A 24,708-nucleotide genomic window follows, 5' to 3' on the forward strand; every position below is an offset into this window, starting at 1 on the left:
CAATATGCAAATTAAACATTCAGTTGATCAATTAGGGCACGCGCTAAGAAGGTCAACTTCAGAGATAGATAGGCAATCGCCTAATTATGAAGTAAATTCAGCGAATGCACGGCTTTTCATGCTCGCGCGCAAACGCGCCTGTGCTTTCCTTGATGAGGACATTAATTATAGCGAGCTTTTATTCGAGCCTTCACGACATATAGATCTATTTAAAGATTGCCAATCGGTGATCGATTATGTAGAAACAGCCTGCAAAATATACGGAGCGAGGGCGGCATTCGGTTACCGAAAAGTTGATACGAGCTGTCATCCCCAAGAATTGATGATAAATACACTTGGCTGACTTATAATGAATTTTGGAACTGTATTGTCCGATTGGCTCGCAGACTCAGCAAACTGGATTTGGTTCGCAGCGGGGCCATGGTGGGCTTCCTGGGACCAACTGGGCTTGATTACGTTATTGCTGAATACGCCTGCACTTACATTGGAGCAGCTATAGTTCCCTTACCAGCGAATATACCGAGTGGCGATATCGCTAAAATAGCAGGCAAAGCTGGAATCGAAACAGTTTTTACCTCTGTTTCCTGCATCGATCTCTTGGTCAACGCAACTAGGCAAAACTGGCATATATCAACAATTATCCTTATAGGGGATGCATCAGTCAGGGACATTGAAGATATTCGATCAACCCAGATAAGGGAAACTATTGGTACTCAAGATGGCCCCTTGATAACGGATCTTCGTCAGCTGGAAAATGACAGTACAGCCAATGAGCATAGCTGGCAGCGAAATAGTGCCGCTGAGGACTCGTTGCGTCTTATACTTTATACTTCGGGAAGCACAGGACTGCCGAAAGGCGTCATGTTCACTGAATATGCGCTAAGGGAATACTGGAAAAAAGCGCTGACAGAAAATAGAGGCGGAGACCCCGAGCTCTTACATCCCATGCCCCAAGTTGATGTGGGCGTCAGTTACATGCCTCAAAATCACTTGATGGGTCAGTTAAACGTGATTGAATCGATTGTTCGGGGTGGACGTCTGCACTTTACCACGTTTGGGGATATGTCTTCTCTCCTGGAGGATATTTGTCTCGCTCGCCCAACCACGTTGACACTGGTTCCTAGAGTTGCACAGGCCATTTATCATGCTTATCAATCAGGATTTGCGCAACAACTCCGTGATACTTGCAGAGACCGTACCGAAATTGAAGAAACTTTGCGTTATGGTTTGCTTGGCGACCGCCTTATGTTCATGCGGACGGGCACAGCCCCTACGGGTGAAGAAGTAACATCTTTTCTTCAGAGAGCCTTCGAAGTTCCTGTCTATGACATGTATGGTAGCACTGAAGCTGGATACGTGTCGTTTGAAAACAGGCTTACAAGCAGCGTAGTCACCGATCATCGACTCGTGGACGTGCCTGAACTGGGATATTTGACGAGCGACACCCCCTTTCCCCGAGGCGAACTTAGAATTAAGACGACCTTCGCAACAGCGGGTTACTTGCATGATAAACAGGCTACCCTCGAACTATTCGATGAAGACGAATTCATCCGCACAGGTGATATTTTCGAACAACGCCCCAACGGCGAATTCCTTTGGATAGACCGGTGCAGCAATATAGTGAAGCTGGCTCAGGGAGAATTCGTGAGCCTGTGGCGTCTGGAAAGCCTGTATGTAGATGAAAGCGAGATAGTAGCCCAACTCTATTTGTATGCGGACAGCCGTCAGGATCATATCATAGGAATCGTTGTCCCCTCCGCTGTATTTATGAATGAACATTCTCCAGAGACAGGAGAAATGGCGAACGAAAATATAATACGTGACCGTTTACTTGCGGAATTCCAGCGGATAGCGAAACAAAACAATCTTAAGGCTTATGAAATCCCACGTGATGTATTAATTGAGACTACGCCCTTTTCTAGGAAAATGGCCTGCTGACTGATAGTTCTAAACCAGCTCGCCTACGGCTTAAAGAAAAATATGGACACGCTCTAGCTCAGCTATATGAACGAAATGTCCAAGATAAAAGCCAATTTCAGCAGCTTACCAATTCTAAAACGACAACCCTACCAGATAAAATTATCTACGCGCTGAAGGCTACACTTGGTCATAATGTTGCACTCGAATCAAATATTCGAGCATTTAGGGATTTAGGGGCGATTCTCTAACAGCTGTCGAATTTACTCTGGCATTAAAAGAAGGCACAGGAATTGAGGTGCCGATTTCTCTCATCCTTGATCCATCTATCGATATCTTAGAAGATGTGACCGCCTTCATTCAGAGAGCCTTGGAAATCAAATCTAACGGGCTTGCGACAGATGCAGTAAACACCCTCGTCAAACCTGAACTGGGGCAATTGCGACCTTCCGTATTTTTGGTGAAACGACAGCCGGAGATTTGCTCCGACCGGTTATTAGCAGTTCACCACCAAACATTCTCTTTTAACTGGTGCGACTGGTTTTCTTGGCCGCAATCTTGTTTACGACATTATGTCCAATCTTCCGAGCAATGGTTTTTATATTGCTTAGTGAGAGCAAAACACATGCTACCGCTAAAAAGACTGTTAGATGGCTTCGTTGAGACCGACCCGCGACGAGGCTTTATATCTTCCATGTTGTCGCAACAAAAGCTTATACCTCTTGCTGGCGACCTTACGAAGCCTTACCTAGGGCTCGATGAAACTCTGTGGGGAAAATTATCAGGGCAGGTTGATGCTATCGTACACAACGGCGCTCTAGTCAATCATGTTTTTCATATGCTCAGCTCTATTCTCCAAATGTCGGCGGGACCGTGGAGGTTTCCAGACTAGCTATTACCAAACGCGTTAAGCCGATACACTTTATTTCAACTATTGCAACGGGTTTATCCTCGACAGAAATAAACCCTATTATGAATATGAAGATGCGCTTACTCTTTGCGAATCTTACCCAGAGGATAGAGGAATCTCGGGCTATGCAGCAAGCAAATGGGCAGCCGAAGTTTTACTCGGGCAAATAAGCGCTAATTATAAAGTACCATTAAACATTTTCCGGTGTGGGCTACTTTTACCGCACACACAAGTACAAAGTGATATAAATGATGTCGACACGCTTTTCCGTCTTCTTAAGAGCATTCTCACCGTTAAGGTCGCCCTATTTCATTCAGCGCCGCCGGCAACGAATTAGAAGTTAGTGGCGTCCCTGTTGATGTCGCCTCGAACGCTATTACCGATATTATTTTCAATTCAGGTTCGGAGTTCACGACCTACCACGTTACGAGTAGAAAAGGACAGGGTTTATTCCTCAACCATTTAATTGATCTACTCACGGAACTACATCCTTCAATTCTGCGTGTCGACGACCTGAAGACCTGGATTAGCCAGCTTAAACAGAAATTGGCTCATTTGGATGACATCAAGAAAGCCTCTTCTCTTTATCCTCTTATTAACCATTTGAAGGAAGAGCTATCTGAGTCTGGGGAGGTGGATATGTCTCGTTTCGATATTGCACGGCGCAAATGGTCTAATAGCGCTGGGAAACTCGATTTAGAAGGCCTGGAAATCGATAAATATTACATGAAAATTGTTAAAAGTGTTCAGCCAATAAACTGATTAAGTGAATCATCTCCAGATTCTATTGCTAACTTCAATCGTAAGAGGCAATCACCATGAAAACTAATCAACTTTTATATCTGAACCGCTGCCCGGTATGTGGACCGTTGACTCCTGGCAGCGGGCAACCATAGCACAAGATGTTCAATACGACGATAACGAAGATTTACATCGTGTGCTGGCTCGTTTGCACACGCTTCCACCATTGATTTCTCCTCATGAGATTACGAAACTCCAGGCTGAACTTTCAGAAGCTCAAGAGGGCCGCTCATTCGTGTTGCAAGCGGGCGATTGCGCTGAACGATTTAAAGACTGCACTCCTGAAATTATAGTCAAGCAGGTATGTACACTCATGAGGATGCAAAGCGTATTGGCTCATGACTTGAAGCTCCCCATTGTCTGCATTGGCAGAATTGCAGGACAATATGCAAAGCCACGTAGCGAGCCTTTCGAATCTCGCGATGGCATTACCCTACCCTCATTCCGCGGAGATATTATAAATAGCTTAGAGTTCTCATCTGAGGCACGCCGTTATGACCCGGCTCGCTTATTTGAGGCATACGCTCACTCCGCATTTACGCTTAATATGGTCAGAAATCTATTGGATGAAGGATTGCCCGATATAGATAAACCTGACACTTGGAATCTGGCGGGCATGGAAAACGACTATAACACAAAAGGATACCATCACTTTGCTTCCAGGGCTTTAGATTCAGCGCGACCCGCCTCGGCATTTTCAATTAATAAACACAGAAATTATGGACTCTGCTATACCTCCCATGAGGCGCTGCACTTACATTATGAGCAGGCATTAACACGCGCTATGCCGGATGATAAGTGGACAAATTTGGGAACGCATTTCCCTTGGCTTGGTCTGCGTACCGGGATGCCCGAAGGGGCCCATATGGAGTACCTCCGTGGAATATCCAATCCAATTGCGGTAAAAGTTGGTCCTAATACTACAGCGGCACAGTTGCTATATACAATCGACATTCTCAATCCGTCAAACTCCTCTGGAAAACTTTGTTTAATTACGAGAATGGGCAAAAGCCATATTGCTAGGAAACTTCCGCCATTACTCGATGCAATTAAGCGAGAGGGGCGCCATGTGCTTTGGATGGTTGATCCTATGCATGGCAATACTGAAAACACCGCCTCTGGCTACAAGACGCGACAATTCAATCGGATATGTTCCGAAATCGAGATAGCCATCGATCTTCATCAGACGGCAGGAACACGACTTGGAGGAGTTCACCTTGAAATATCCGGGGAGGACGTTACCGAGTGTCTTGGTGGCGCGATCGGTCTCTGTGAGTCTGATCTTCCCTCGTACTATAGGAGCGCTGTGGATCCGAGGCTCAATGCCTCCCAGGCTGTAGAAATGGCATTCTTTCTAGCTAGCAGAATGCGACAGGAAACCCGATAGAACTCAAAACGTCGATGGAGGGGCCTTAAATGGGTAAAAATTTTCTCGCAGTAACGCGTGCGCAATAGTTACAGGTGCATCAAGCGGCATTGGATATGCCATTGCTAAACGTCTGCATGATGACGGTTTCAAGCTGGCAATCGTATCGCGAAGCGCTGAGCGGATCGAAAAAGCTGCAGGTGAAATCGGCCAAGATGTACTTTGGTCGGCCGTTGATCTCAGCCATAAGGAGAAAGCTTTTGAAGCAATTCAGTCATTGGCGCAGAAAATGGGTAAAATTCGACTTTTGGTCAACAATGTAGGATCAATCCAAAGCGTGAGTGTCGATAGTCCCTTTGCTCAGGCTATCGAGAATTGGGATGCAGTGCTCATAGCCAACCTGACTAGCGCATTCATCGTATCGCTTGCTGCCTTGCCTTATATAGAATCCCCTGGAGGACGCATAATCAATATAAGTTCCATCGCTGGATTGGCTGGAAGTAGCCGACCTGGAGGGCTTGCGTATTCAGCGGCAAAAGCTGGAGTCTTGGGATTTACACGTTGCCTGGCCCGTGAACTTGGTAGTAAAGGAATAACTGTAAACGCGATCGCACCAGGACTAATTGCCAATACCGATCTTTTGGTGGACCTTTAGACCCGAAAAGACAACGCGAGGTAGTAAATGAGACCGTCTTAAGACGAGTTGGAGTTCCTGAAGACATCGCGGGAACAGTAGCATGGCTCGCTTCTGCCGACGCTTCCTTCGTTACAGGTGCAACAATATCTGTCAACGGTGGTTGGCATATCGCCTAGTTTTAAATGCATGGCTTTCAAAAACACAGCATATAGGACGTCAATGGTATGTCATGGTTTCAAATTTATTTATTGGGGCGAGATGTATGATTTTGGTCATTTCATCGTGTAGACAAGCGGTCTTTTATCTTGTCGTGATTTTGATCGTAATTGATGAAATGATATGTGGACTATTTTACCAAACACAGGCTTTGAAAATTTAGGAAAGGCACAACTCAGTTGCGATGATAATACAGACGTTTGTCTGAAGAGCTGCTTAGGAGATGGCATCTATTTTTGGCGTTTTGCTAATTGCCTAGGGTCTTGGCTTTGTGCCCTTTCTTTTAAGAACGTTAGAATGCGCGGTAGCGGCATGGAGAGCGAAATTATCAATTTCTTTTAGATGCCCACTAATCAGGATTGAAACAAAAATTATTCTTCATGAATTCTATAAGAACTGGATAAGAATTTTTGTTCGTAATATTTTCAAGCATCAGAGTAGTTACGTATTTAGCCGAGTTTGAATGGCTCTTTCTGATGAACGGCCAGTCATACGGAAGAGCCATTTTTCTTCTGTACGCTTCTCAGATATAAAATAATTTATGAACACGTCAACTATTGGATAAATTTAAATATCTCATTTCTCAAACCAGACACATATTCATCTATAAGAATACACACCTTCTTTCTGACCACTTTCAGGAAGGAACTCGCATGCCTTTATAAATTTAAGGAATGCGTTTTATAGAACACAATAACCTGTTATGGAAAAGGAGATAGTTCATGCTAAAGACAACAACACCTTAAACATCACAACTAAAAACCTGACTGGATTACTATTAGAGAAGCTGTTAAGGTAGTGAAAAATTAACGACAACAAAAATTAAAAATAGCGAAATTTATCGTCATGCTTTATATGGAAACATTCTCTTATCTATTTATTTCCAGTCTCCTATTATATTACGAAAAGTTCAAACGTCAGGTCATAAAGTGAAACTCAGGCCGACAGAAAGCTCACTAATTAACCGACTATGCCAACTGGACAAAAACTGTTTTCTTTGTGGGAGGAATCTAGTCATTAGTACCCAAGGTCAATACATTTTCCCCGCACAAAGGGTTATGGACACGACATCGGCCGGATACGAATATGTCCAGGCACAACGCTTACTGGCTCGCACTCGGCGCATTCCATCCCCCGTAACTGGAGCAAAAAATACCAATTATGGTATTACTGTCAGTCTCTACGGGGAGATATTTCAGATATTTGAGAAAATCACATGGCGGGAAAGGATAAAACAACAAATCATGCGACTGCCGGAAAATATTGCACCAGATATTGATGAACAAATTTCAGACCAAAGAATAAAAAAGTACGATCACAAAGGATGTTTTCCGCTTCATGACTTACCGCAGGACGCCTGTTTTGTCATCCGTTATGCGGAACTTGAAAAGTTAATCGACATATTGGTTAAAAAAAAACGCTCCCATCCTCCTCAACACGGATATCCACGCCATTATCTCGCCTGTTCTGGCTTGCCTGCAAACATAATGAGACTATCAGCCCATTAATCAGACAGCCTTATAAGCTGCTTTCTATTTTCGAGCAATGGGCATCAGAAGAGGGGATTACCGACCGGCTGAGTGGCGATACACTGAAAACTGCGCTCAAACGCGGCTCCCCCACATTCACTTCAACATCAGCATGATTTTGGCAGTCATACATCTATCTGAAAGTCCGTATTAAGGATTATGAAACCCGTAATACGGGCTCATCCACTTCTCCTCCGACCTCCTCTGTGTTGTCGTGTTATCTCCAGGCATAACCCATTTCTGCCACAGGAGATAACCGTGACATCCCATCAGTTATTACGTCTGAAACAAGTTGAAGACAAAACCGGTCTGAAGCGCTCGCAAATCTATCTGTATATGAAAATCGGCAGTTTCCCGCGCTCAATTAAGATTGGCCCGGCCAGCGTGGCATGGCTCGAATCTGAAATTGATGAATGGATTAACTTGAAATTAACCAACCGCTGAAACCGTTTGAGAGAGAATGATTATGAAAGGTAATCACTGCACGCTTTTGCCTGTCAGCCCGAACCAGAGAATGATTTTTGAATTCAGTTCCGGAATCATCTGTGATCCTAATGACGATGAAATCAGAACATCAATTAAAACCGTGGGTTTGGTTATTTCCTGAAAACATTTCTATGGTTTGGTGGATCTTATTTGATCCCCTGTTGCGCCGACTTCACGGAAAACAGCGGGGGGAGGCGTCATTATGATCCCATCACTGAATTACGCCGTATTAACCGACGCCCTGCATGCCCTTAAGGAAGGCAACATTCGCCACTGCGAAGCGCTGGGTTTCACTTTCGATGAAATGAACGCCCTCAATCAGCTGTCCCTGGATGAACTGTTTATCATCAGCCGGGCATCAGCGCAATTTATGGCTGTCACTGTCCATCATGACGCTTTACACCAAATCCTGGCATTGTCGCGTCAGGAAGTTCAGCGCCAGCAACAGATTAACCGGGCCATGACGTTGGGCGGTTCGATTGCGCTACTGAACCAATATTTTGGCCTCACCTCCAATGAAGTCTGCATCCGTCGCCGGTTGCTGGGGATCATTATCCCTCATGGCCGGACGCCCATACCAGATGAAGAGACCGATGCCGAGATCTGGCGACGATGGCAGAAACGCCATCCGGGAAATATCGCATCGCTCAACGCGCTGGATGTCATGATGCAGGTAACCGAAGAATTGTCCTCACAAGGGAATGGTCCGTCCCTCACTGCCGTCTTGAACCGTATTACGCTTTGCGAAAAAGAAGCGTTGGACAGGAGGACATCGCATGCCGGATGAAATCGATCGCGATCAAGAATTTAATGAACAGCGTCTGGAGGATATGATTGAACAGAACCGTTTCAAATCGACTGCAACGCCATCATTGTATTACTGTCGCCTGTGCGGTAAACCCATTCCCGATAAACGGCGTCAGACTTTGCCGGGCGTGACAACCTGTATTGAATGCCAGACAGCACTTGAACGCCGTCAACGCTGAGAATACGACGCCTAAATAACTGCGCCTAATAGTAGATCACCGAAGGGAACTCAATCCGGTTTGAGCGATCTGATCAATCGCCAAACATCACAAATCACCAACCGGACTGAGTTATGCCGATCATAGCACCCATACCCAGAAATGAACGACGCCAGATGCAAAAAATTGTCCAGAAAACGGCAGATAAGAATCATGCCAGACGCCTTATCGCCATGTTGATGTTGCACCGGGGTGAATCGCTGACTTGCGTTGCTAAAACCCTATGTGCCGCCCGTTCTTCCGTCGGACGCTGGATTAATTGGTTCACGTTATTTGGTATTGAAGGCCTGAAAAGTCTACCACCGGGCCGTCAAAAAAAATGGCCTGTCGACGACATGCTGCGAATGCTCAATTTGCTTGTTCAGCGCTCCCCGCAAGATTTTGGCTATCTGCGCTCACGCTGGAGTACCGAGATGTTAACGATTGAAATTAATAAGTTATTTAACTCTACGTTGCATCCTGGCTCACTTCGCCGTTGGTTGCCAGGAGCCGGCATTGTCTGGCGCAGAGCGGCTCCGACCTTGCATATTCGGGATCCTCACAGGGAAGAAAAGCTGGCTGCAATTGATGAGGCATTGGCAAAGAACAGTGCTGAACATCCCGTGTTTTACGAGGATGAAGTTGATATCGATCTCAACCCAAAAATCGGCGCGGACTGGCAGAAAAAAGGTCAGCAGAAACGCATCCCTACGCCGGGTAAAATGAAAACATTACCTTGCAGGTGCGCTGCATGCTGGAACGGGCAGAGTGGATTACGTGAGTGGAACACGTAAAACTCAGGCTTGTTCATCGATATGCTATGCCAGCTGAGAAGCACGTATCGCAGCGCCAAAACGATCACCCTTATTGTCGATAATTACATCATTCACAAAAGTAAAAGACATTGAAGTGGTTGAAGAAGAATCCAAAATTTATTCTTATTTATCAGCCGATTTACTCGCCATGGGTGAACAAAATAGAGCTCTTATGGTTAGCATTACACGAAACGGTGACCCGCAATCATCACTGTAAAACAATGTGGGAGTTACTAAAAATGTCAGACAATTTATGAAAACCGCATCACCTTTCCCAGGCAACAAACCTGGACTAACAAAAGTGGAGCGGTAATAGGCGCAGTTATTTAGCGTGCGGAGCGATATTCTTATCCGCACGCTTTTTATTATCTGCCTAAATCACTATGCCTGTTTTAATTGATTAAAATACAAATAAATCCGCCAGACTATTTCAGACACCCCTTCACTCAAGTATTAAATCAAATTCAAACACCGTTAATTCCCCACTGTTTTCTTTTATTTTCCCGTTTGATTTTACTGTTACCCGCCTGAATCAGAAAGCGCACCCTGACCACGCCATCATTCGCTGGCAGGCCTTATGGACATTCATTCGCCCGGGCCGGGTATTCGCTCTTTAATAACATGGGTCGGGCTGTCACGTAACCACAATTCAGAGTGCCGCTGAATGTCCTCGCTGACCCGTTGAAACCGGAATGCAGGATCGGGATGTGATCCATTTATTTAATCCACTGCTGTTTATTCATTCAAGGAAAATAAGATGCGAAAACCCGTCTATCTCGCGTATGTCACCCAGGAAAGCCAGCCTGATCCGCAGGGTGAAAAACCACGTACTGGACGAAAGTCGGCGTGGCGTTCGCCCATAACGGCAAACCCGGTCTTAACATTGTGCTGACACCCGGTATTGCCGTCTCCGGCAAGCTGGTCCTCCTTGAGCCCAGAGACGATAACGATACCCCGCAGGAAATGCAGCCCGGCTAACATCCGAACAGGATCACCCCACATCCCTACGTTTTTCTTCCTTCACCCGGCATAGGACTTCAAATAGCTGTACGCATTGCCGGACTGACTTTACCGAGGCCACCATGCTTTCCCCCACCGCCTTTCTGGCGGCGGCCATGCAGTGCGCCGCCAGTGTTCATCCGTCCACGTCGTTCGATGTCGCCCGCGTCGAATCAGGTTTTAACCCTTACGCCATCGCGGAGATTGTGCCGAAGAATGAGCGCCTCCATGGCCGCAAAGGCGTTATTTCTCATCTGCCCACTAACAAGGCGGACGCCGTCGGTATCGTCAGACGATTGGCTACTCAAGGACGCCGCTATTCGGTCGGGCTGATGCAAATCACCAGCACCAATTTTCGCCATTACGGCGTCACCGCCGGTGACCTGCTTGACCCCTGCACCAATCTTTCCGTCTTTGAGCGCATCCTCACCGACTGTTACCGGCGTGGCGGCTCCCTGAAACGCGCGCTCAGTTGCTACTACTCCGGCAATTTCGATACCGGCCAACAGCAGGAACCCGCTTTTAACCAGTCCAGCTATGTGCAGCGTATCGGCTACATCGTCCCGTCGACTCAGGATGATAAACAACGCCATGCCGCCGTAAAAGCGGGGCCGGAGATGCGTTATCCCGCCACCGTCCTGCGCGGTGAGATTACCGACAACTCCACGCCAGTACAGGCATCCCTGCGCTACCCCAACGCCGTTATTCGCGGCGATTTACCCGTCCCTGTTTCCCAAGAGGAGAAATGACCATGCAAAAACGTCAATACTGGCCTGCGGTCGCTTACCTGTTACCCGCCTCCCGCGTACTGGCGGCGGACAGCGGATTTGATAAAGCCAGCGATACGCTGAGCAACACCTCCACCGGCCTGCTGGGGCTGGCCGCCGTCACCATCACGCTGGCCACCATGTGGATTGGCTACAAGGTGCTTTTCGACGGCAAAAGTCTTTCTGACATGCGCAACGTCATTATTGGCGCCATCTTGATTGTCGGCGCTTCGGGCTTCGGGGCGTACTGGGCGGCGTAGGAGGAACCAATGACCACGCTGAACAAGGCGCTGACGCGCCCCGCCGCCATCATGGGCATTCCCCTCGTGCCGTTCGTTATCGTCAGCGGGACCATCGTCCTGCTGTCGGTCTATCTCAGCTATTACCTGGCGTTGCTGCTTATTCCGGCCTGGATGGAAATGAAGTCCAAAGCGCGAACGGATATCCATTATTTCGGTCTGCTCTGGCTGGCGTTTAAAACCCGTGGCCGGTTTGCCACCAACCGGCATTACGGCGCGAACGCCATCCTGGCTAATCGCTATGATGCCGTCGATGTTTCGGAGTTCGCCCATAAGATGAAGCTAAACGAGCGCATCACGCTGGATAAATACATTCCGTATTCCTCTCATATTCACCCCCAGGTGATAAGGAATCGCCATGGCGACCTGGTTGCTACCTGGGAGCTGGCTGGAGCCGTATTTGAATGCGAGGATGAACATCACCTGACCTTTCTGGCAACCCATCTCAACAATGTTATTCGTTCGTATGAAGGGCTGCCGGTCACTTTCTATATTCACCGCATAAGAGAGCAATACCGGGATGCGTTTGAGGCCCATTCGGGTATTCCCTTTTCGGACGAAGTCTCAGAGCGTTATTACCGGCCGATAAAGGATAAGCCGTTCTGGCGGCACCGACTGTTTTTCACCGTCTGTTATGCGCCGTTCTCGCGGCTGGAGAAAAAGGCCATGAAGATGCAGCCTGTCGGGAAAAGGCACGCCGCACTGGATGACGCCCTGAAAGCGATGCTGGAGCATCATGAGGCGCTGACATCCGCCCTGTCCCGCCATATGGCAACGCCATTAGGCGTTTATGAAGAAAACGGGCGGGTGTATTCCTCACAACTGGCGTTTTATCACCGCCTGATGACCGGCAAATGGCAGAAGGTCGCGGTGACCCGCTCACCGTTTTACGACACGCTCAGCACACCGGATGTCTTCTTTAGCACCGATACTGCCGAGTGCCAGACGGTCGGCGGCTCCCGTTTTTTCCGCAGCCTGGAAATCAAAGACTACTCGCCCCAAACCCATACGGGTTTACTGGATGCGCTGTTGTATGCCGAAAGCGAGTATGTACTGACGCAATCCTTCACCTGCATGGCGCGGGATGAAGCGCAGAATCACATCCGGCTGGCGGAAAAGCGACTGAACTCGGCGGATGATGACGCCCTTTCGCAGCGCGAAGAACTGATTGTGTTGCGTGACCTGCTCCAGTCCGGGCATATCTCGTGCGGGAAATACCACTTTTCCCTGCTGGTATCCTCAGACAGCGCCGACCAGGTGGTAAAAGACACCAACGCGCTGACCCAGCCCTTTGCCGACCTCGGCATCATGACGTCCCTGTCCACCCTGTCGTTACCCGCCGCATACCTCGCGCAACTGCCGGGGCGTACACTACGTCCTCGGCTGGTTGCCCTCAGCAGCCAGAACTATGCCGATATGGCGAGCCTGCATAACTTCCATCCTCACAAACGGGACGGCAACCCCTGGGGCGAGGCCATCGCCATCCTGACATCGCCGGGCGGCGGCGGTTATTACCTGAATCTGCACGACAGTCAGGCCGGGCGGGATGATTTCAACGAAAAAACACCGGGCAATACGGCGATTATCGGTAAAACGGGGTCAGGCAAGACTCTGCTGATGACGATGATGCAACAACTGATGCAGAAATACCGGAACCCGGCGACATTTGCCGCTTCGGCCACCCTTAAACGACTGACCACCGTTTTTTTTGACAAAGACCGGGCAGCAGAGATGTCGATACGTCAGATGGGTGGGCGTTACTTTCGCATCCGCACCGGTGTCCCCACCGGCTTTAATCCGTTTTCACTGGCGCCGAACCGGCGAAACATCAGTTTTATTAAACGACTTATACGGATGCTGTGTCGCCGCAACGGCAAGCCGCTCGACCCACGCGACGAAGAGCGTATCAGCACCGCCGTAGATACCATCATGCTGGACTACCCACCGGAATACCGTCGTTACGGGATTACACGGCTACTGGAAGTGCTGCCGGAGTCGCCGACCAAAGACGCCCGGACCAACGGGCTACGCATCCGATTGAAACAATGGGCGCAGGGCGGCGAATTCGGTTGGGTATTTGATAACGAGAAAGACACATTTAACATTAGCGACATTGATAATTTTGGTATTGACGGCACGGAATTCCTGGACGATGACGACATCCGCGGCCCCAGCACCTTTTACCTGCTGTACCGCGTGACCAGCCTGCTGGACGGACGGCGACTGGTGATGTTTATGGACGAGTTTTGGAAGTGGCTGGCCGACGTCGAGTTTTCCCGGTTCTCGCTTAATATGCTCAAGGTTATCCGCAAACTGAACGGCATCTTTGTCCCCGCCACCCAGTCGCCCGATGAAATCGTTAAGCATCCCATCGCCCCGGCGATTATTGAGCAGTGCGGCACACAACTATTCCTCGCCAACCCGAAGGCCAGCCATGCGGATTACGTGGAAAAAATGAAAGTGCCGGAAAGCGTATATGACATCGTGCGCAATCTTGATCCGGGCGAACACTATATGGTGGTACTGAAAACGCCCCTGCGTGCCGGCGAAACTCGACCTTTTGTGTCGATGGCAAAAATGGACCTGTCGGGCGTCGGGAAAATCACCAAATTGCTGAGCGGGAGCGAAGACAACCTGAAAATATTCGACGCCATTTATCAGGACGGCATGACGCCCGAGGAATGGAAAGCGTCATTTCTTGAACAGGCAATATAACATTCAAACCGGAGATAAAATCAATGCGTACCCGATATAGCATCCTGGTGTTATCGTTGTTTATTTCCGCCCCATCGATAAGCGCCGGAATACCGGTTTTCGATGCCGTGCAGAATGCGGAATCCATTACCCAGTGGACTGAAAAACTCAAGCAATGGGAAGAAACCGTGACGCACTATAAAAGCGAGATTAACGCCTATAAGCAGCAATTAGCCACGGCGACGGGCGTACGGGATATTCAGGGCTTCCTCAGCGACGCCAGAAGCCTGAAAACCGATATTGATGCGCTGCGCAAGAATGGCATTTCGCTGAATGACCTGCTCACCAACCAGAACGGTTCATATTCCTCTGAACTTCAGAGCCTATATAATAAATATAAATCTTTCGATGTCTGCAATCAGTCCAGCACGTCACAAAATTACCTGGCAAGCTGCAAACAAATCGTTCTCAATCAGGCGGTGTCCATTGAGAACACCAGCGATGTGGAAAACAGGATCACCAGCACACTCAGCGATATATCAGAGTTATCTGACCGCATAACCAATGCGCAGGACTCGAAAGAGTCACAGGATCTGGCTAACGCCGTGGCGGCCAAAAGCGTACAATTAAATGCGCTGACCAGCCAGTGGGAAATGTCTGTCAAACAGTCAGAGCAGCGTGCGGCCCTCCTGGCTCAGCAGCGGCAAAAAGCCTTCAATGAACAGCAACTCGCTGCGCCCGTTCCTGATTTTAATAACTGAGAGGGTAAAAATGAAAACGTCTTTTTGCATTTTCCCGATTATTTTTGGTGCGTTATCGATGACGGGATGTGATAACCCGAAATCAAAGCAATGGTACAAAGAACATCCGGATGAAATGAACCAGCAATATAAGGTGTGCGAATCGTCCGGCAATGATTCTCAAGATTGCCGAAATGCACGTGAAGCCCGATTCGAACTCCGTCAGGATAATGCCAAAGTTCCCGATCTAAATTAAAGGGGGATCTATGTCAGGTGGTATGTTTGTCGGAATGGACAAGACTGTCACTGACGGTTTAAATGCCGTATTAGCCGGGCAAACTTCTGTGTACGGCAATATGATAAGCGTTATAACCGTCAGTTCGTTCACATTGTTTATCACTTATCGGGGTTATCAGACCCTGGCCGGTAAGCTTCATACTCCAGTAGAAAATGTCGCGTGGGATGTCGGGCGAATGCTGTTAATCATGACATTCGTCCTGAATCTTGGCGGCTGGCTTGATTTAGCTATTTCCGCGATTAACGGCTTAAAAGATGGCGTCAGCGGCGACGATAATGTCTGGGCATTACTGGATACCGTCTGGGAAAAGCACAAACCATTGGGCAGAAACTTTATCAGCAGGATGATTCAACCTATGTGAAACTCAATGGAGGATTTGCAGAGCTCCTGGTCTGGGGTGGCGCGCTCGTCACCCTGCTATTTGGCTCCGCCGTGAACCTTTAGCAGAACTTACAATAGTGTTAATGACGACGACTGCGCCACTCTTCATCTTCTGTCTGCTGTATGGATTCCTGATCCCCATGTTCAACAACTGGTTGAAAATTCTATTTACAGTCATTCTGACGGTGATGTTTTCAGCATTGTCGATAAGGATCGTTATTAATTATCTGAATGGAATATTAGATAAGGCGGTTAATTTCGCGGACAACGCCAACATTATCACGCTCGGCGTCCAGTGCTGTGTTGCCGGTGTTATCTCAGGTGTCATCATCTGGTTTTCAGCGAAAATCGCCAGCGCGTTAGGTGGAGCAGCCGTTCAGGCTGCATTACAGGGCGCCGCCATGAGTGGACTGAGCGGGCTGGTCAGTAAGTCTACTGATGCGGTCAGACCCGGCATGAAGTCCGGAGCAGCAGGTGCCCGGCTGGCGACTAAAGGGAGTGTTATGGCGGCGACAGCCGCAGGCAGACTCATTGCCGTTGGCAGCGGAAAAACCATCTCTGCATGGCAAAAACGCGTCGCCGCCATCAAGAATATGAAACGTTTTAATCAGCAGCGTAACCGCTAACCGCTATCTGGATTAAGCCACCACATAACCCGAAACTTTCCAATAGCAGAGCATGATTAGATCTGACAGGCTGCTAAGAACGTGAAGTGGACATTAGCCACTCAAACACTGGCGCAGCATTGCTGCGACTAGGGACTTTAACTTATTAGACATTGTTTTCAACTTTAACCCGACTTCCTTCATATTCTAATATATTAGACAACAAATCTGGATATTTGTCTTTCAGCTCAAGAAGCTTTCCATAAAACCGATCTTCTCCAGTATTTGGAAACATATAGTTTGGCTCTCTCTTACCTTCATAGTCAAAATCTTTATCGAGGTGGATGATGAAATCGAGATCTGTAATTGCAATATTGCGCTCATATTCTCCAAATATCGGTAACCCACAATTTTGTCTTAGGACCCTCACTGGATTGTATGTTTTGAATAAGTCAAATCCTTCAATCAAGAACTCTGTTTTCTTAACAAGTGGGTCTCTAAAGCAAAATCCATAGATTACACCCTTATGATCACCCTTTTTATTCTAGTGTGATAAGCCAGACCAGACGAGTTAAATTTAAGTTTATAGGTAGCAAAGAATATGGCTGTTTCAACATCAAATGATATATCTAAGCCAGTTGTTTGTGTGGCATAATGCTGCTCCACACGCATGATGTCGTATGAGTATCGACTGTCTAGATAAACATTGGGGTTGTTGGGCTCAAGCTCATGAAGGAATCTCAGGAAACTTCTCTCTTCCTCCTGATTAACATTGAAAGAATATATTCCCTCTTTGTCTATATAATCCAGGGAATATAGAAATTTCCTTCCATCTTTATCTGATCTTACAGGGCTAGAAATCTTCCTCTTATAGGTATATTCCGATGTTTGACCACGAAATGAAACTTTCCTTCATTTATATAGCGCTGCCGCCTTGGATCAGAAAGAATGTTAGCTATATCATCATAATTTCTTGCTGAATACTCCGAAAATTCAGATAGATTAGGGAAGATATTATTACCTTGAATATACTCAACAAAATCATCAACATCAAATAAACCAGATGACTGTTTACTGCCGAACATTTTGTCGCTTACCATCGCCCAAGTTTTACCTGAGAATGGGTCTGCAATGTCCCTAATTGTGTAGCCAGAATCGATAACCTCATTTATCAACCCTTCCGGGACATTTTGGAGCGCAATACTTCAATAAGTCTGCTTTCGAACATCATGATCCCCAAAATTTTCGCTATGTTCGTTTGGAATTTAGTAATTTAATTAGAAGCGCCATCTTCGGAACCTAACTTGTTTTGTTTAATAGGTTCTATTTTTCCATAAGTAACGCTGCGTCGATACATTGTTAGCGGCCTTGAGCCAAAACGGCCTCGGCCATGACCAAAAATCATTGAAATAACTACAAATATAGAAATTATCGAACTGACCGCCACAAACCAATTAATAGAATTAGTTTCACTAACAGGTCGGATAAGACCTTGGTCAAGTAAATACTTCAAACCTAGTAAAACCAAATAAGAACAAAGACAAAACTTACGATTTCATTTATTTTAGAAACAGAGTAGGTTCGTTGATGATGAACTGTTTTATATAAAGGGCCGGTAAAAGCATCTTCAAGTAGATCTACATGAACTTCCCAGTGTCGCTGCCACGATTTGCTACCTAAATTAGTAAAATGCCAAGCTAAAGACAACACAAAACCTATACATATTAAAAATACACTTCAACATGATTAAACTGATCATACTTGGTATAATTTGCAGAAGAAGTCAGAGCAAAATAACCAACAAATGTACTAGCAATGAAAGCCCAAAAGTATGTTGCCCTTTTCCAATACATTTCAATTTCGAAATTTCGAGTAGCCCATGCTTTTCAAAAGCTTTTTCAGCCATTTGGTGGGGTATATCTACCAATTGAGCCATATATTCTTCTTTGCTGAGCTCAGTGAGTTCAGATGGTTTATTTGAATATAAATATTCAATAATCTTCATATGTTTTTACCCTAATATTGTGCTTTAAAGCAAAGAGGAAAATTTGTCCGTTAACAATCCTTTATCAGCGCCTATTTTCATTTTCTGTCACGGGATGCGCACCCAAATCTACTGGAAGATCTTCAAGTACTTCTTTTGAGTAGTATTGAAGAATTATTTCCCTTTGTTAATCTTTCCGTCCAATATCTGCCTATTAGTTTTTGTTTTGGTTTCTCAATGATCTTGAATATCGCTGTTCCATCATGTGGAATGCTTCGCTCGTTCAAACTTAGTCTGGGCTCGCTAGCATAGGAGTACGCGATATTTTAACCTGCCGTTCAGGGTCGATAAGAAAGCCCTCAGAATACGAGGAGCTTTCCATTTCACTCGTACGCATCACGCAGCTAATGTGGAAGAAGGATTGGTTCACTGTGAGCATTACGGGTATAGGCGGTGGTTTTCTCCCGTCTTCGGGTTTTCCAATCTGAATATATAAAACCCACCCAGCTTCCATTTAAATTGGGAAAAGGAACAAGCCAGCCTCTAAATATTTTAAATTTCCATACCCATTTAATGAATGCGGCCACAACTAAAATATCTATACTCACTACCTTTGGAACAAGCCCAAAGAAGTCCTTGACCTTTGATAAATCCAGCCCATTAAAGTAGGCGAGCGAAAACCAAGAGGCGGCTGATATTCCAACTAAAAGATACAGAGAACTTTTAAGTGTCACGTTACTCATTATTTCAATCCAAAGTAGTTCCATGCCGCTTTAGCAAATCCACGGCCATCCTCTCGAGTCCATTTTGATTCGAATGAAATAAGTAAAAGCATTCATTTACTTCTACCCAGCGACCAGAGTCTGGCTCATCACCTTGGAGAGAATTCCAAATATGGAAAAGCATAGCTCGGAGACATTCTGTCCAAGTTGAAAGAGTAAACACACTGTCTGGACAATTGTAGGCTAAGCACTCCATAAAAAGAGGGCAATTCACGAAATGATCCATCTTCTGCCATTGCGTTCTCAATACGCTTTAATAGGCGAGCTCCTTTTTATAGGCATAACCAGTTCGGTTATTCTTAGCTGTTCCGTTTTCTATTTGTTGGGCAGGATAATTAACAATGCTACTGCCATCAGTCTTAAATATTTTTGTTCCGTCTCTAGTTTCGCTTTTCATGTAATACTGATAGCTAAAACATGGCACGACATCAGCATCTATCCGAGCCGAGCTAGAATTTATTTGTATAGCAGTAGAGCCCGTAGAATCAACTTGACCGGGAAATTTTGCTTCCATGGCAGAAATAAGCTCGATTTTAAGCTTTGCCGGAGTCCAAACTCCCTCATAGGGCTCACCAGATGTACGATTCCCCTTCTCAGACTCGTCCCAATACAGGGCCTCTGCACACTCAACCGCTATATCTACATCGCTGTCTGAACGCACATTGGTATTATTGGCATATGAGCCTTTCGCATAAATCTTTAAAGAGCAATTATTGAATGGTTCGTGTGAAGCGATCGCTTGGCGAATCATCCGTTCCGTTCTATCCTGTTTGCTCTGTTCAGTGTCACTCGAAGGACCTGTCCATCCAGACAATTTAGCTTCCAGACTCATTGTTTTTCCTTGAAAACGCTAACAATTTAATAAAAGGTAACTATGCCCGCAAGTCGAAAGTATCCTTACCTTCTTTCGTGATTTTCACTCATTCTAAATTAATGCTGAACCACCTCTATTTCAATAGATTATTTTGAAATCATGAAATTTAGTTCAACAAGCTCCATACAATCCGTACACAGGTGTAAAATTTTTTATAAGTCACTTTAACTGTTAATTTAGCCAGTACTTTATTTAACATTCCTGCGACTAAAACAGCAACATGATAATTAATTTATATATTCGAGAACGTCCGCTTTTGCACAAGCTGTGTGAAAACGTTTTTGGTCGCAGAAACTGCCTAAAACAGAGCTGAAAACCGCACTCATGCGTATAATTAGGATCTACTAAACCAGTTGATCAATTTCAGATTTTGCGTAGACGCGCGCACTTCAGTTTCTGGTCAGGTTTTTCACACAGCCGGGGCACGGTGCCGACTTTCAGATTGGATTTAAGCTCGCAACTAGAAACTTTGTTAACACCAAATCTCTTCCCCGCTCATCACATCCGCATTCGTAGCGCGTCGTGGCGATAACACTGAAACCACTGCATCCGTTAAATAAAGGGCCTGATATGAAACTCAGCATCTTCCTTCTGATGCTGTGCGCGCTCATGGGCTGCACACAGCATAACGTCACCCTTCCGCCGGTATCCGGCGATCCTCAACCGGTGAACACTCCGGCCATCATTCAGGAGTTGACAAAACATGTCTGAAGCAGAAAAAGTCCTTGCGTCATCCCGAACCTTTGAAGCCGTTATTCTGGAAAAGGATGAGCGCGCCAGGAAAGTCGCCTGGTTGATGGCGGCGGTCGGATTCATCCTGGCCGCAATGACCATTGCGGCCCTGATTATCCTGTTGCCGCTGAAAGCCACTGAGATTGAGTTGTGGTCGGTGGATAAACAGACCGGGCGTTATGACTATATGACTCGCATAAAAGAGCGGGATATTTCTTCTGAAGAATCGTTGGCGCATGCCTTAGCAGCAAACTACGTCAAGCTTCGCGAAGGGTATAACTATTTTTCGCTCCAGCGTGATTATGACGATGTGCAGTTATTTAATAGCGACAGCGTGAATAAAGAGTATCTGGACGGGTTTAACAGCGACCAGGCCCCGGATGTCATTTTCAATAAAGCGGAATATGTCGTGTATATCGACATTATTTCGAACGTCCATGCCCCCGCGACATCGCCCGACCATCTGGCAACATTGCGCATCAGACGCACCATACGCCGCATTGCGGATAACTCGGTCAAAACGGATGTCTGGAATATCCGCCTGACGTACCGCTACCTCCCACGCAAACAACTCACCGACAGCCAGCGCGAAGTGAACCCGATGGGTTTCATCGTCACCAGCTACCAGCGCGATAAAGAACTGAGGACTGAATGATGCTGAAAAATAGTCTGGGCCTTACCCTTATCCTGGCGTCATACGTGGCCTGGGGGGCCGCCATGCCGCGTGGAAGTGCCTGGGACAGCCGGATGCAGAACGTCGTTTACAACGGCCAGAACGCCACGGTCGTCAATACCCGACCCGGCTACGTCACCACGCTGCTGTTCGACGATGATGAGGAGGTTATTGATGCGCAGGCGGGCTTTCCCAAAGGCTGGACGGTGACCCGCAGCGATAACCGGGTGGGCGTCAGCCCGAACCCCATTACCCAGCCGGTGACGGATGCCAGCGGCAATAACGTCAGTCAGGTCTTTCTGCCGACCGCGAAAGACTGGAAAACCAATCTCTTTGTCGTGACGTCAAAACGCGATTATAGCCTGGAGCTGAACGTACTGGATAACGACTCGCCCTCGCAGGCTTTCGTTATCCGTTATCACTATCCGGAAGAGGTCCGCCGGCAATCAGATGCTGCCAGCGCGACCCGGTTGAAAATGCTGCGCGAAACGCAGGAAAAGCAGCAGATAGCAACGGCATTCAAACAGGCCACCACACCACGCAACTGGCGCTATACCAAACGGGTGGCGGCAGGCTCGGCATCCATAGCGCCGGACTTCACTTACGATGATGGCCGCTTTACCTATATCGGCTTTTCACCCGTCAAAATCCTTCCCTCTGCGTTTCTGGTCGTTAACGGTCAGGAACAAGCAGTCACGCCCCGAATTGTCGGCCAGGGCAATTACACCGTGATGGTGGTACGGACGTTGTCGCCGCGCCTGGTATTGCGCTACGGCACTGCCGTGGTAGGGATTGAAAACGCGGCATACGGGCAAGCCACGGTCGCCGGTGGCGACACCGTGTCATCCGCCGTCACGCTGGAGGCCAAATGACAGACCAACTTACCCCGGAAGAAGCGCAAAAAACCACGGCAGAACTGGAGTCAGAAGCCCGCGAACGTGCCCGGTTGGCGATGGCGAGCCCGGGGTCGGAACAAAAAACCCCGCCCGGTCAGCCTGAAGTGACCCGCTTTCGAAAATCATCCGGTCGCCGGACGCTGCTGGTCTGCCTGGTTAGCCTGGGCTTACTGATTGCACTGGCGCTCGGCGGCGATCGCTTGCTCTGGGCGCTGAAAAACAAAGACGAAAAGGAAGCCGACACCGCGCCTCCGCCTTCAACCAGCGCTAAACAACATACACGTACCAACCTCGGCATGGATAATAACCCGTTCGGTCTATTCGGACAGAAACAGAACAAGCCGGAAATAGCGGCGGACAAGGGCCAGGCGCAAATCACCGCGCCATCCTCCCCTCCGGCATTGCCCGCGCTGAACAAGGCGTCGGCGCTGGCTGACGGGCTGAGTAACAACACCGGGACCACGCAGCGAGGCAACACGCGAACCACCCGAAGCGAACCGCGCGACAACGCGGGAGCGACCGGCGGTCCGGCAACCTCCTCCCTTACTAATGGCAACAATGACAATCCGGGGGTGGCTAAGGTCACCGGCGTCAGGCGGCTGAACCTCGATCCCGATCTCTATATCCCGGTTGACCGCTATATCCCCTGTTCAATGATGCGGCGGTTTGTCTCCGATGTGGGCGGCGCGATTTCGTGCCTTATCAGCGAGGATGTCTACAGCGCCAGCAACCATGTAAAGCTGATCCCGTCGGGCAGCGTTGCTAGGGGCGTGTACCGTGCCGGGGCGTTGCAACACGGACGCAGCCGGATGTTTGTCATCTGGACGGAGTTACGCACGCCGGAGCCCGGCAGCCTGCAAATTCCACTCACGGATACCGGGGCCACCGGCCCGCTGGGTGAGGCGGGTATATCGGGCTGGATTAATACTCACTTCTGGGAGCGTTTCGGTAATGCCCTGATGCTGAGTACGGTGCAGGATGTAGCCGCAGCGGCGGCGGATTCAGCACCGGGAAAAGATCGCAACACCGACTATACCGAAAACACCCGCGCCGCCGCGTCGGAAATGGCGAAAACGACGCTGGAGAACAGCGTCAACATTCCGCCCACGATGTATCTGAACCAGGGCGATGTTATCAGCATCATGACCGGCACCGATATTGATTTCTCTTCCGTTTATCAACTGCGCATGAAACAGAGAGGGGCGTATGACGACTGAAAACCTGTCTCTTGATTTTATGAAAAATCAGCTTTTCGGTGATTTTCTCCCGCTGGAGGGTCTGACCGACATCGCCATTAACCGTCCCGGCGAGATCCACACCAAAATTCGCGGAAAATGGCAACGGCACGACGCCCCGGTCACGCTGCGCCAGTGCTACGCTTTTGCCAAAGCGCTGGCATCATGGAATGAGGACAACGTGGATGATACGTCGCCCATCCTCTCCGCCACGCTGGGTTCCGGTGAGCGTATCCAGACTATTATTCCCCCGGCCTGTGAGCGTGATACGGTTTCCATCACGCTGCGCAAACCGTCATTCGAACAGAAAACGCATCAGTCATGGATTGATGCCGGTTTTTATAACCGGGTGACGGGTAAGGAGCGGACTGAAAGTAAGGACGATGAACTGGCTCGATATTATACCAGCTGGGATATTCCCCGCTTTATTGAAAAGGCCGTTGAGTATGGCAGGACAATATTTATTGTGGGTGAAACCGGCTCCGGCAAAACCACCTATATGAAAACCCTGCTGCATTATATACCGCAACACCTAAGACTCATCACCATTGAAGACAACCCCGAAATCCGGTTTTACCGCCACGCCAATTATGTTCATCTGTTTTATCCGGCGGATGCCGGGGAGGACGCCATCGTCACACCCGGCAGGCTTATCCGGGCTAATTACCGGATGAACCCGGACCGCATTCTGCTGGCGGAAATTCGTGGACGGGAAGCCTGGGACGCGCTAAAAATCGTCGGTTCCGGTCATGAAGGACTTATCACCTCGATGCACGCGGGCAGCCCGGAAGACTGTATTGAAGGCATTATTGACCGCTGTTTTGAAAACTCTGATTGCCAGAATATTCCGTTTGCGGTACTGCTGCGCAAGGTGCTTAAAAGCGTAGATATTATCGTCAGTATTGATATTCACGGCGATATCCGCCGGATTGGCGATATCTATTACAAATATCTTCACCTGGATAGAATGAAGGAGACCTTCAACGATGCGAACGATTGACCTGTTTTTAACCAGCGCGATGATAGTTATCCTTTCTGGCTGTTCATCCCCACCGGAGCCTGTGCAGC

Annotated in this window: 26 protein-coding genes and 6 pseudogenes; 24 read left to right on the forward strand and 8 right to left on the reverse strand. The window is 47.8% G+C overall.

All coding sequences use genetic code 11. The features are described from left to right. The first annotated feature begins 4 nt into the window (after positions 1-4). The 19 genes and pseudogenes from GTU79_RS16770 to GTU79_RS16865 all read left to right on the forward strand — a co-directional run bounded on the left by GTU79_RS16770 (position 5) and on the right by GTU79_RS16865 (position 16,485). Positions 5-343, forward strand: coding sequence for a hypothetical protein (locus tag GTU79_RS16770; protein ID WP_214513164.1), 339 nt, complete (start codon positions 5-7; stop codon positions 341-343). Positions 344-375: 32 nt separating this feature from the next. Then, the gene (locus tag GTU79_RS16775) at positions 376-1,938 is read left to right on the forward strand and encodes an AMP-binding protein (RefSeq protein WP_253073320.1); all 1,563 of its coding nucleotides are present in this window, start codon (positions 376-378) and stop codon (positions 1,936-1,938) included. Positions 1,939-2,542: 604 nt separating this feature from the next. Next, positions 2,543-3,164 (forward strand): annotated as a pseudogene (locus tag GTU79_RS31455) (SDR family oxidoreductase). A gap of 218 nt (positions 3,165-3,382) precedes the next feature. Continuing rightward, entirely contained in the window at positions 3,383-3,589 is a 207-nt protein-coding gene (locus tag GTU79_RS16795; RefSeq protein WP_214513167.1) for a hypothetical protein, read from the forward strand. A 97-nt stretch (positions 3,590-3,686) separates the two neighbouring features. Continuing rightward, positions 3,687-5,015 carry a 3-deoxy-7-phosphoheptulonate synthase gene (locus GTU79_RS16800; RefSeq protein ID WP_214513168.1) on the forward strand — a complete coding sequence of 443 codons (1,329 nt, stop codon included), beginning with the start codon at positions 3,687-3,689 and terminating at the stop codon, positions 5,013-5,015. A gap of 112 nt (positions 5,016-5,127) precedes the next feature. Continuing rightward, entirely contained in the window at positions 5,128-5,649 is a 522-nt protein-coding gene (locus GTU79_RS16805) for an SDR family NAD(P)-dependent oxidoreductase (protein ID WP_253073668.1), read from the forward strand. 62 nt (positions 5,650-5,711) lie between these two features. Further along, positions 5,712-5,807: pseudogene (locus GTU79_RS30495) on the forward strand (SDR family oxidoreductase); the annotation flags it as partial. 811 nt (positions 5,808-6,618) lie between these two features. Then, positions 6,619-7,492 (forward strand): annotated as a pseudogene (locus GTU79_RS16810) (hypothetical protein). 142 nt (positions 7,493-7,634) lie between these two features. Next, entirely contained in the window at positions 7,635-7,820 is a 186-nt protein-coding gene (locus GTU79_RS16815) for an AlpA family transcriptional regulator (RefSeq protein ID WP_203521122.1), read from the forward strand. A 244-nt stretch (positions 7,821-8,064) separates the two neighbouring features. Beyond that, positions 8,065-8,649, forward strand: coding sequence for a DUF2857 domain-containing protein (locus tag GTU79_RS16820; RefSeq protein ID WP_203521120.1), 585 nt, complete (start codon positions 8,065-8,067; stop codon positions 8,647-8,649). After that, a complete protein-coding gene (locus GTU79_RS16825) occupies positions 8,639-8,848 on the forward strand; it encodes a TraR/DksA family transcriptional regulator (RefSeq protein WP_203521119.1) in 210 nt (69 codons plus the stop codon). The genes GTU79_RS16820 and GTU79_RS16825 overlap by 11 nt, the downstream gene beginning before the upstream one ends. A 113-nt stretch (positions 8,849-8,961) precedes the next feature. After that, positions 8,962-9,994, forward strand: a pseudogene (locus GTU79_RS16830) (IS630 family transposase). 444 nt (positions 9,995-10,438) lie between these two features. Then, positions 10,439-10,659 (forward strand): annotated as a pseudogene (locus tag GTU79_RS16835) (hypothetical protein). Between the two features lie 104 nt (positions 10,660-10,763). Next, positions 10,764-11,429 (forward strand): lytic transglycosylase domain-containing protein, encoded by a 666-nt coding sequence (locus tag GTU79_RS16840; RefSeq protein ID WP_203521116.1) that lies wholly within the window; start codon positions 10,764-10,766, stop codon positions 11,427-11,429. Beyond that, on the forward strand, positions 11,426-11,707 hold the full coding sequence (locus GTU79_RS16845) for a TrbC/VirB2 family protein (RefSeq protein ID WP_136157281.1): 282 nt from the start codon (positions 11,426-11,428) through the stop codon (positions 11,705-11,707). Before GTU79_RS16840 ends, GTU79_RS16845 begins: the two co-directional genes overlap by 4 nt. A 9-nt stretch (positions 11,708-11,716) precedes the next feature. Beyond that, positions 11,717-14,461: a VirB4 family type IV secretion/conjugal transfer ATPase gene (locus GTU79_RS16850; protein ID WP_214513169.1), complete on the forward strand. Its 2,745-nt coding sequence runs from the start codon at positions 11,717-11,719 to the stop codon at positions 14,459-14,461. 23 nt (positions 14,462-14,484) lie between these two features. After that, positions 14,485-15,201 carry a TrbJ/VirB5 family protein gene (locus GTU79_RS16855; RefSeq protein WP_203521114.1) on the forward strand — a complete coding sequence of 239 codons (717 nt, stop codon included), beginning with the start codon at positions 14,485-14,487 and terminating at the stop codon, positions 15,199-15,201. A 10-nt stretch (positions 15,202-15,211) separates the two neighbouring features. Next, a complete protein-coding gene (locus tag GTU79_RS16860) occupies positions 15,212-15,436 on the forward strand; it encodes an EexN family lipoprotein (protein ID WP_203521113.1) in 225 nt (74 codons plus the stop codon). Positions 15,437-15,446: 10 nt separating this feature from the next. Then, positions 15,447-16,485 (forward strand): annotated as a pseudogene (locus GTU79_RS16865) (TrbL/VirB6 family protein). A 145-nt stretch (positions 16,486-16,630) separates the two neighbouring features. On the opposite strand, the gene GTU79_RS16870 reads toward GTU79_RS16865, so the two are convergent. The 8 genes from GTU79_RS16870 to GTU79_RS16895 form a co-directional block, all read right to left on the reverse strand. Continuing rightward, positions 16,631-16,933 (reverse strand): hypothetical protein, encoded by a 303-nt coding sequence (locus GTU79_RS16870; protein WP_214513170.1) that lies wholly within the window; start codon positions 16,931-16,933, stop codon positions 16,631-16,633. 47 nt (positions 16,934-16,980) lie between these two features. Continuing rightward, on the reverse strand, positions 16,981-17,325 hold the full coding sequence (locus GTU79_RS31460; RefSeq protein WP_214514162.1) for a hypothetical protein: 345 nt from the start codon (positions 17,323-17,325) through the stop codon (positions 16,981-16,983). Beyond that, positions 17,310-17,639: a hypothetical protein gene (locus GTU79_RS16880; protein ID WP_214513171.1), complete on the reverse strand. Its 330-nt coding sequence runs from the start codon at positions 17,637-17,639 to the stop codon at positions 17,310-17,312. The genes GTU79_RS31460 and GTU79_RS16880 overlap by 16 nt, the downstream gene beginning before the upstream one ends. A gap of 340 nt (positions 17,640-17,979) precedes the next feature. Then, a complete protein-coding gene (locus GTU79_RS31840; RefSeq protein ID WP_476749671.1) occupies positions 17,980-18,174 on the reverse strand; it encodes a RipA family octameric membrane protein in 195 nt (64 codons plus the stop codon). 14 nt (positions 18,175-18,188) lie between these two features. Then, a complete protein-coding gene (locus GTU79_RS31845) occupies positions 18,189-18,317 on the reverse strand; it encodes a hypothetical protein (RefSeq protein ID WP_476749672.1) in 129 nt (42 codons plus the stop codon). A gap of 535 nt (positions 18,318-18,852) precedes the next feature. Next, on the reverse strand, positions 18,853-19,191 hold the full coding sequence (locus GTU79_RS16890; protein ID WP_214513173.1) for a hypothetical protein: 339 nt from the start codon (positions 19,189-19,191) through the stop codon (positions 18,853-18,855). 4 nt (positions 19,192-19,195) lie between these two features. Continuing rightward, entirely contained in the window at positions 19,196-19,456 is a 261-nt protein-coding gene (locus GTU79_RS31850; RefSeq protein ID WP_476749673.1) for a nucleotidyltransferase-like protein, read from the reverse strand. A 27-nt stretch (positions 19,457-19,483) separates the two neighbouring features. Then, complete coding sequence (locus GTU79_RS16895) at positions 19,484-20,062, reverse strand: nucleotidyltransferase domain-containing protein (RefSeq protein ID WP_203521107.1); 579 nt, start codon at positions 20,060-20,062, stop codon at positions 19,484-19,486. 612 nt (positions 20,063-20,674) lie between these two features. On the opposite strand from GTU79_RS16895, the gene GTU79_RS16900 reads away from it, so the two are divergent. Genes GTU79_RS16900 through virB11 form a run of 5 tightly spaced genes read left to right on the forward strand, consistent with a single transcriptional unit; the run spans position 20,675 to position 24,640 of the window. Beyond that, positions 20,675-20,815, forward strand: coding sequence for a hypothetical protein (locus GTU79_RS16900; RefSeq protein ID WP_203521106.1), 141 nt, complete (start codon positions 20,675-20,677; stop codon positions 20,813-20,815). Continuing rightward, a complete protein-coding gene (locus tag GTU79_RS16905) occupies positions 20,808-21,491 on the forward strand; it encodes a VirB8 family type IV secretion system protein (protein WP_203521105.1) in 684 nt (227 codons plus the stop codon). The genes GTU79_RS16900 and GTU79_RS16905 overlap by 8 nt, the downstream gene beginning before the upstream one ends. Further along, positions 21,488-22,381 carry a P-type conjugative transfer protein VirB9 gene (gene virB9, locus GTU79_RS16910; RefSeq protein WP_203521104.1) on the forward strand — a complete coding sequence of 298 codons (894 nt, stop codon included), beginning with the start codon at positions 21,488-21,490 and terminating at the stop codon, positions 22,379-22,381. Before GTU79_RS16905 ends, virB9 begins: the two co-directional genes overlap by 4 nt. Then, entirely contained in the window at positions 22,378-23,622 is a 1,245-nt protein-coding gene (gene virB10, locus GTU79_RS16915; protein WP_203521103.1) for a VirB10/TraB/TrbI family type IV secretion system protein, read from the forward strand. The genes virB9 and virB10 overlap by 4 nt, the downstream gene beginning before the upstream one ends. After that, positions 23,612-24,640, forward strand: coding sequence for a P-type DNA transfer ATPase VirB11 (gene virB11, locus GTU79_RS16920; RefSeq protein ID WP_214513174.1), 1,029 nt, complete (start codon positions 23,612-23,614; stop codon positions 24,638-24,640). The genes virB10 and virB11 overlap by 11 nt, the downstream gene beginning before the upstream one ends. Positions 24,641-24,708 lie beyond the last annotated feature (68 nt).

It is taken from the genome of Sodalis ligni (assembly GCF_016865525.2).
GTDB classification, from domain to species: Bacteria; Pseudomonadota; Gammaproteobacteria; order Enterobacterales; family Enterobacteriaceae; genus Acerihabitans; species Acerihabitans ligni.

What these genes read in the sequence shown, in the direction of transcription:
- GTU79_RS16770 (WP_214513164.1), top strand. Translation starts at nt 5, where the DNA reads ATGCAAATTAAACATTCAGTTGATCAATTAGGGCACGCGCTAAGAAGG.
- GTU79_RS16800 (WP_214513168.1), top strand. Translation starts at nt 3,687, where the DNA reads ATGTGGACCGTTGACTCCTGGCAGCGGGCAACCATAGCACAAGATGTT.
- GTU79_RS16820 (WP_203521120.1), top strand. Translation starts at nt 8,065, where the DNA reads ATGATCCCATCACTGAATTACGCCGTATTAACCGACGCCCTGCATGCC.
- GTU79_RS16825 (WP_203521119.1), top strand. Translation starts at nt 8,639, where the DNA reads ATGCCGGATGAAATCGATCGCGATCAAGAATTTAATGAACAGCGTCTG.
- GTU79_RS16840 (WP_203521116.1), top strand. Translation starts at nt 10,764, where the DNA reads ATGCTTTCCCCCACCGCCTTTCTGGCGGCGGCCATGCAGTGCGCCGCC.
- GTU79_RS16845 (WP_136157281.1), top strand. Translation starts at nt 11,426, where the DNA reads ATGACCATGCAAAAACGTCAATACTGGCCTGCGGTCGCTTACCTGTTA.
- GTU79_RS16850 (WP_214513169.1), top strand. Translation starts at nt 11,717, where the DNA reads ATGACCACGCTGAACAAGGCGCTGACGCGCCCCGCCGCCATCATGGGC.
- GTU79_RS16855 (WP_203521114.1), top strand. Translation starts at nt 14,485, where the DNA reads ATGCGTACCCGATATAGCATCCTGGTGTTATCGTTGTTTATTTCCGCC.
- GTU79_RS16860 (WP_203521113.1), top strand. Translation starts at nt 15,212, where the DNA reads ATGAAAACGTCTTTTTGCATTTTCCCGATTATTTTTGGTGCGTTATCG.
- GTU79_RS31845 (WP_476749672.1), bottom strand. Translation starts at nt 18,317, where the DNA reads ATGTATTGGAAAAGGGCAACATACTTTTGGGCTTTCATTGCTAGTACA.
- GTU79_RS16890 (WP_214513173.1), bottom strand. Translation starts at nt 19,191, where the DNA reads ATGAGTAACGTGACACTTAAAAGTTCTCTGTATCTTTTAGTTGGAATA.
- GTU79_RS31850 (WP_476749673.1), bottom strand. Translation starts at nt 19,456, where the DNA reads ATGGATCATTTCGTGAATTGCCCTCTTTTTATGGAGTGCTTAGCCTAC.
- GTU79_RS16895 (WP_203521107.1), bottom strand. Translation starts at nt 20,062, where the DNA reads ATGAGTCTGGAAGCTAAATTGTCTGGATGGACAGGTCCTTCGAGTGAC.
- GTU79_RS16900 (WP_203521106.1), top strand. Translation starts at nt 20,675, where the DNA reads ATGAAACTCAGCATCTTCCTTCTGATGCTGTGCGCGCTCATGGGCTGC.
- GTU79_RS16905 (WP_203521105.1), top strand. Translation starts at nt 20,808, where the DNA reads ATGTCTGAAGCAGAAAAAGTCCTTGCGTCATCCCGAACCTTTGAAGCC.
- virB9 (WP_203521104.1), top strand. Translation starts at nt 21,488, where the DNA reads ATGATGCTGAAAAATAGTCTGGGCCTTACCCTTATCCTGGCGTCATAC.
- virB10 (WP_203521103.1), top strand. Translation starts at nt 22,378, where the DNA reads ATGACAGACCAACTTACCCCGGAAGAAGCGCAAAAAACCACGGCAGAA.
- virB11 (WP_214513174.1), top strand. Translation starts at nt 23,612, where the DNA reads ATGACGACTGAAAACCTGTCTCTTGATTTTATGAAAAATCAGCTTTTC.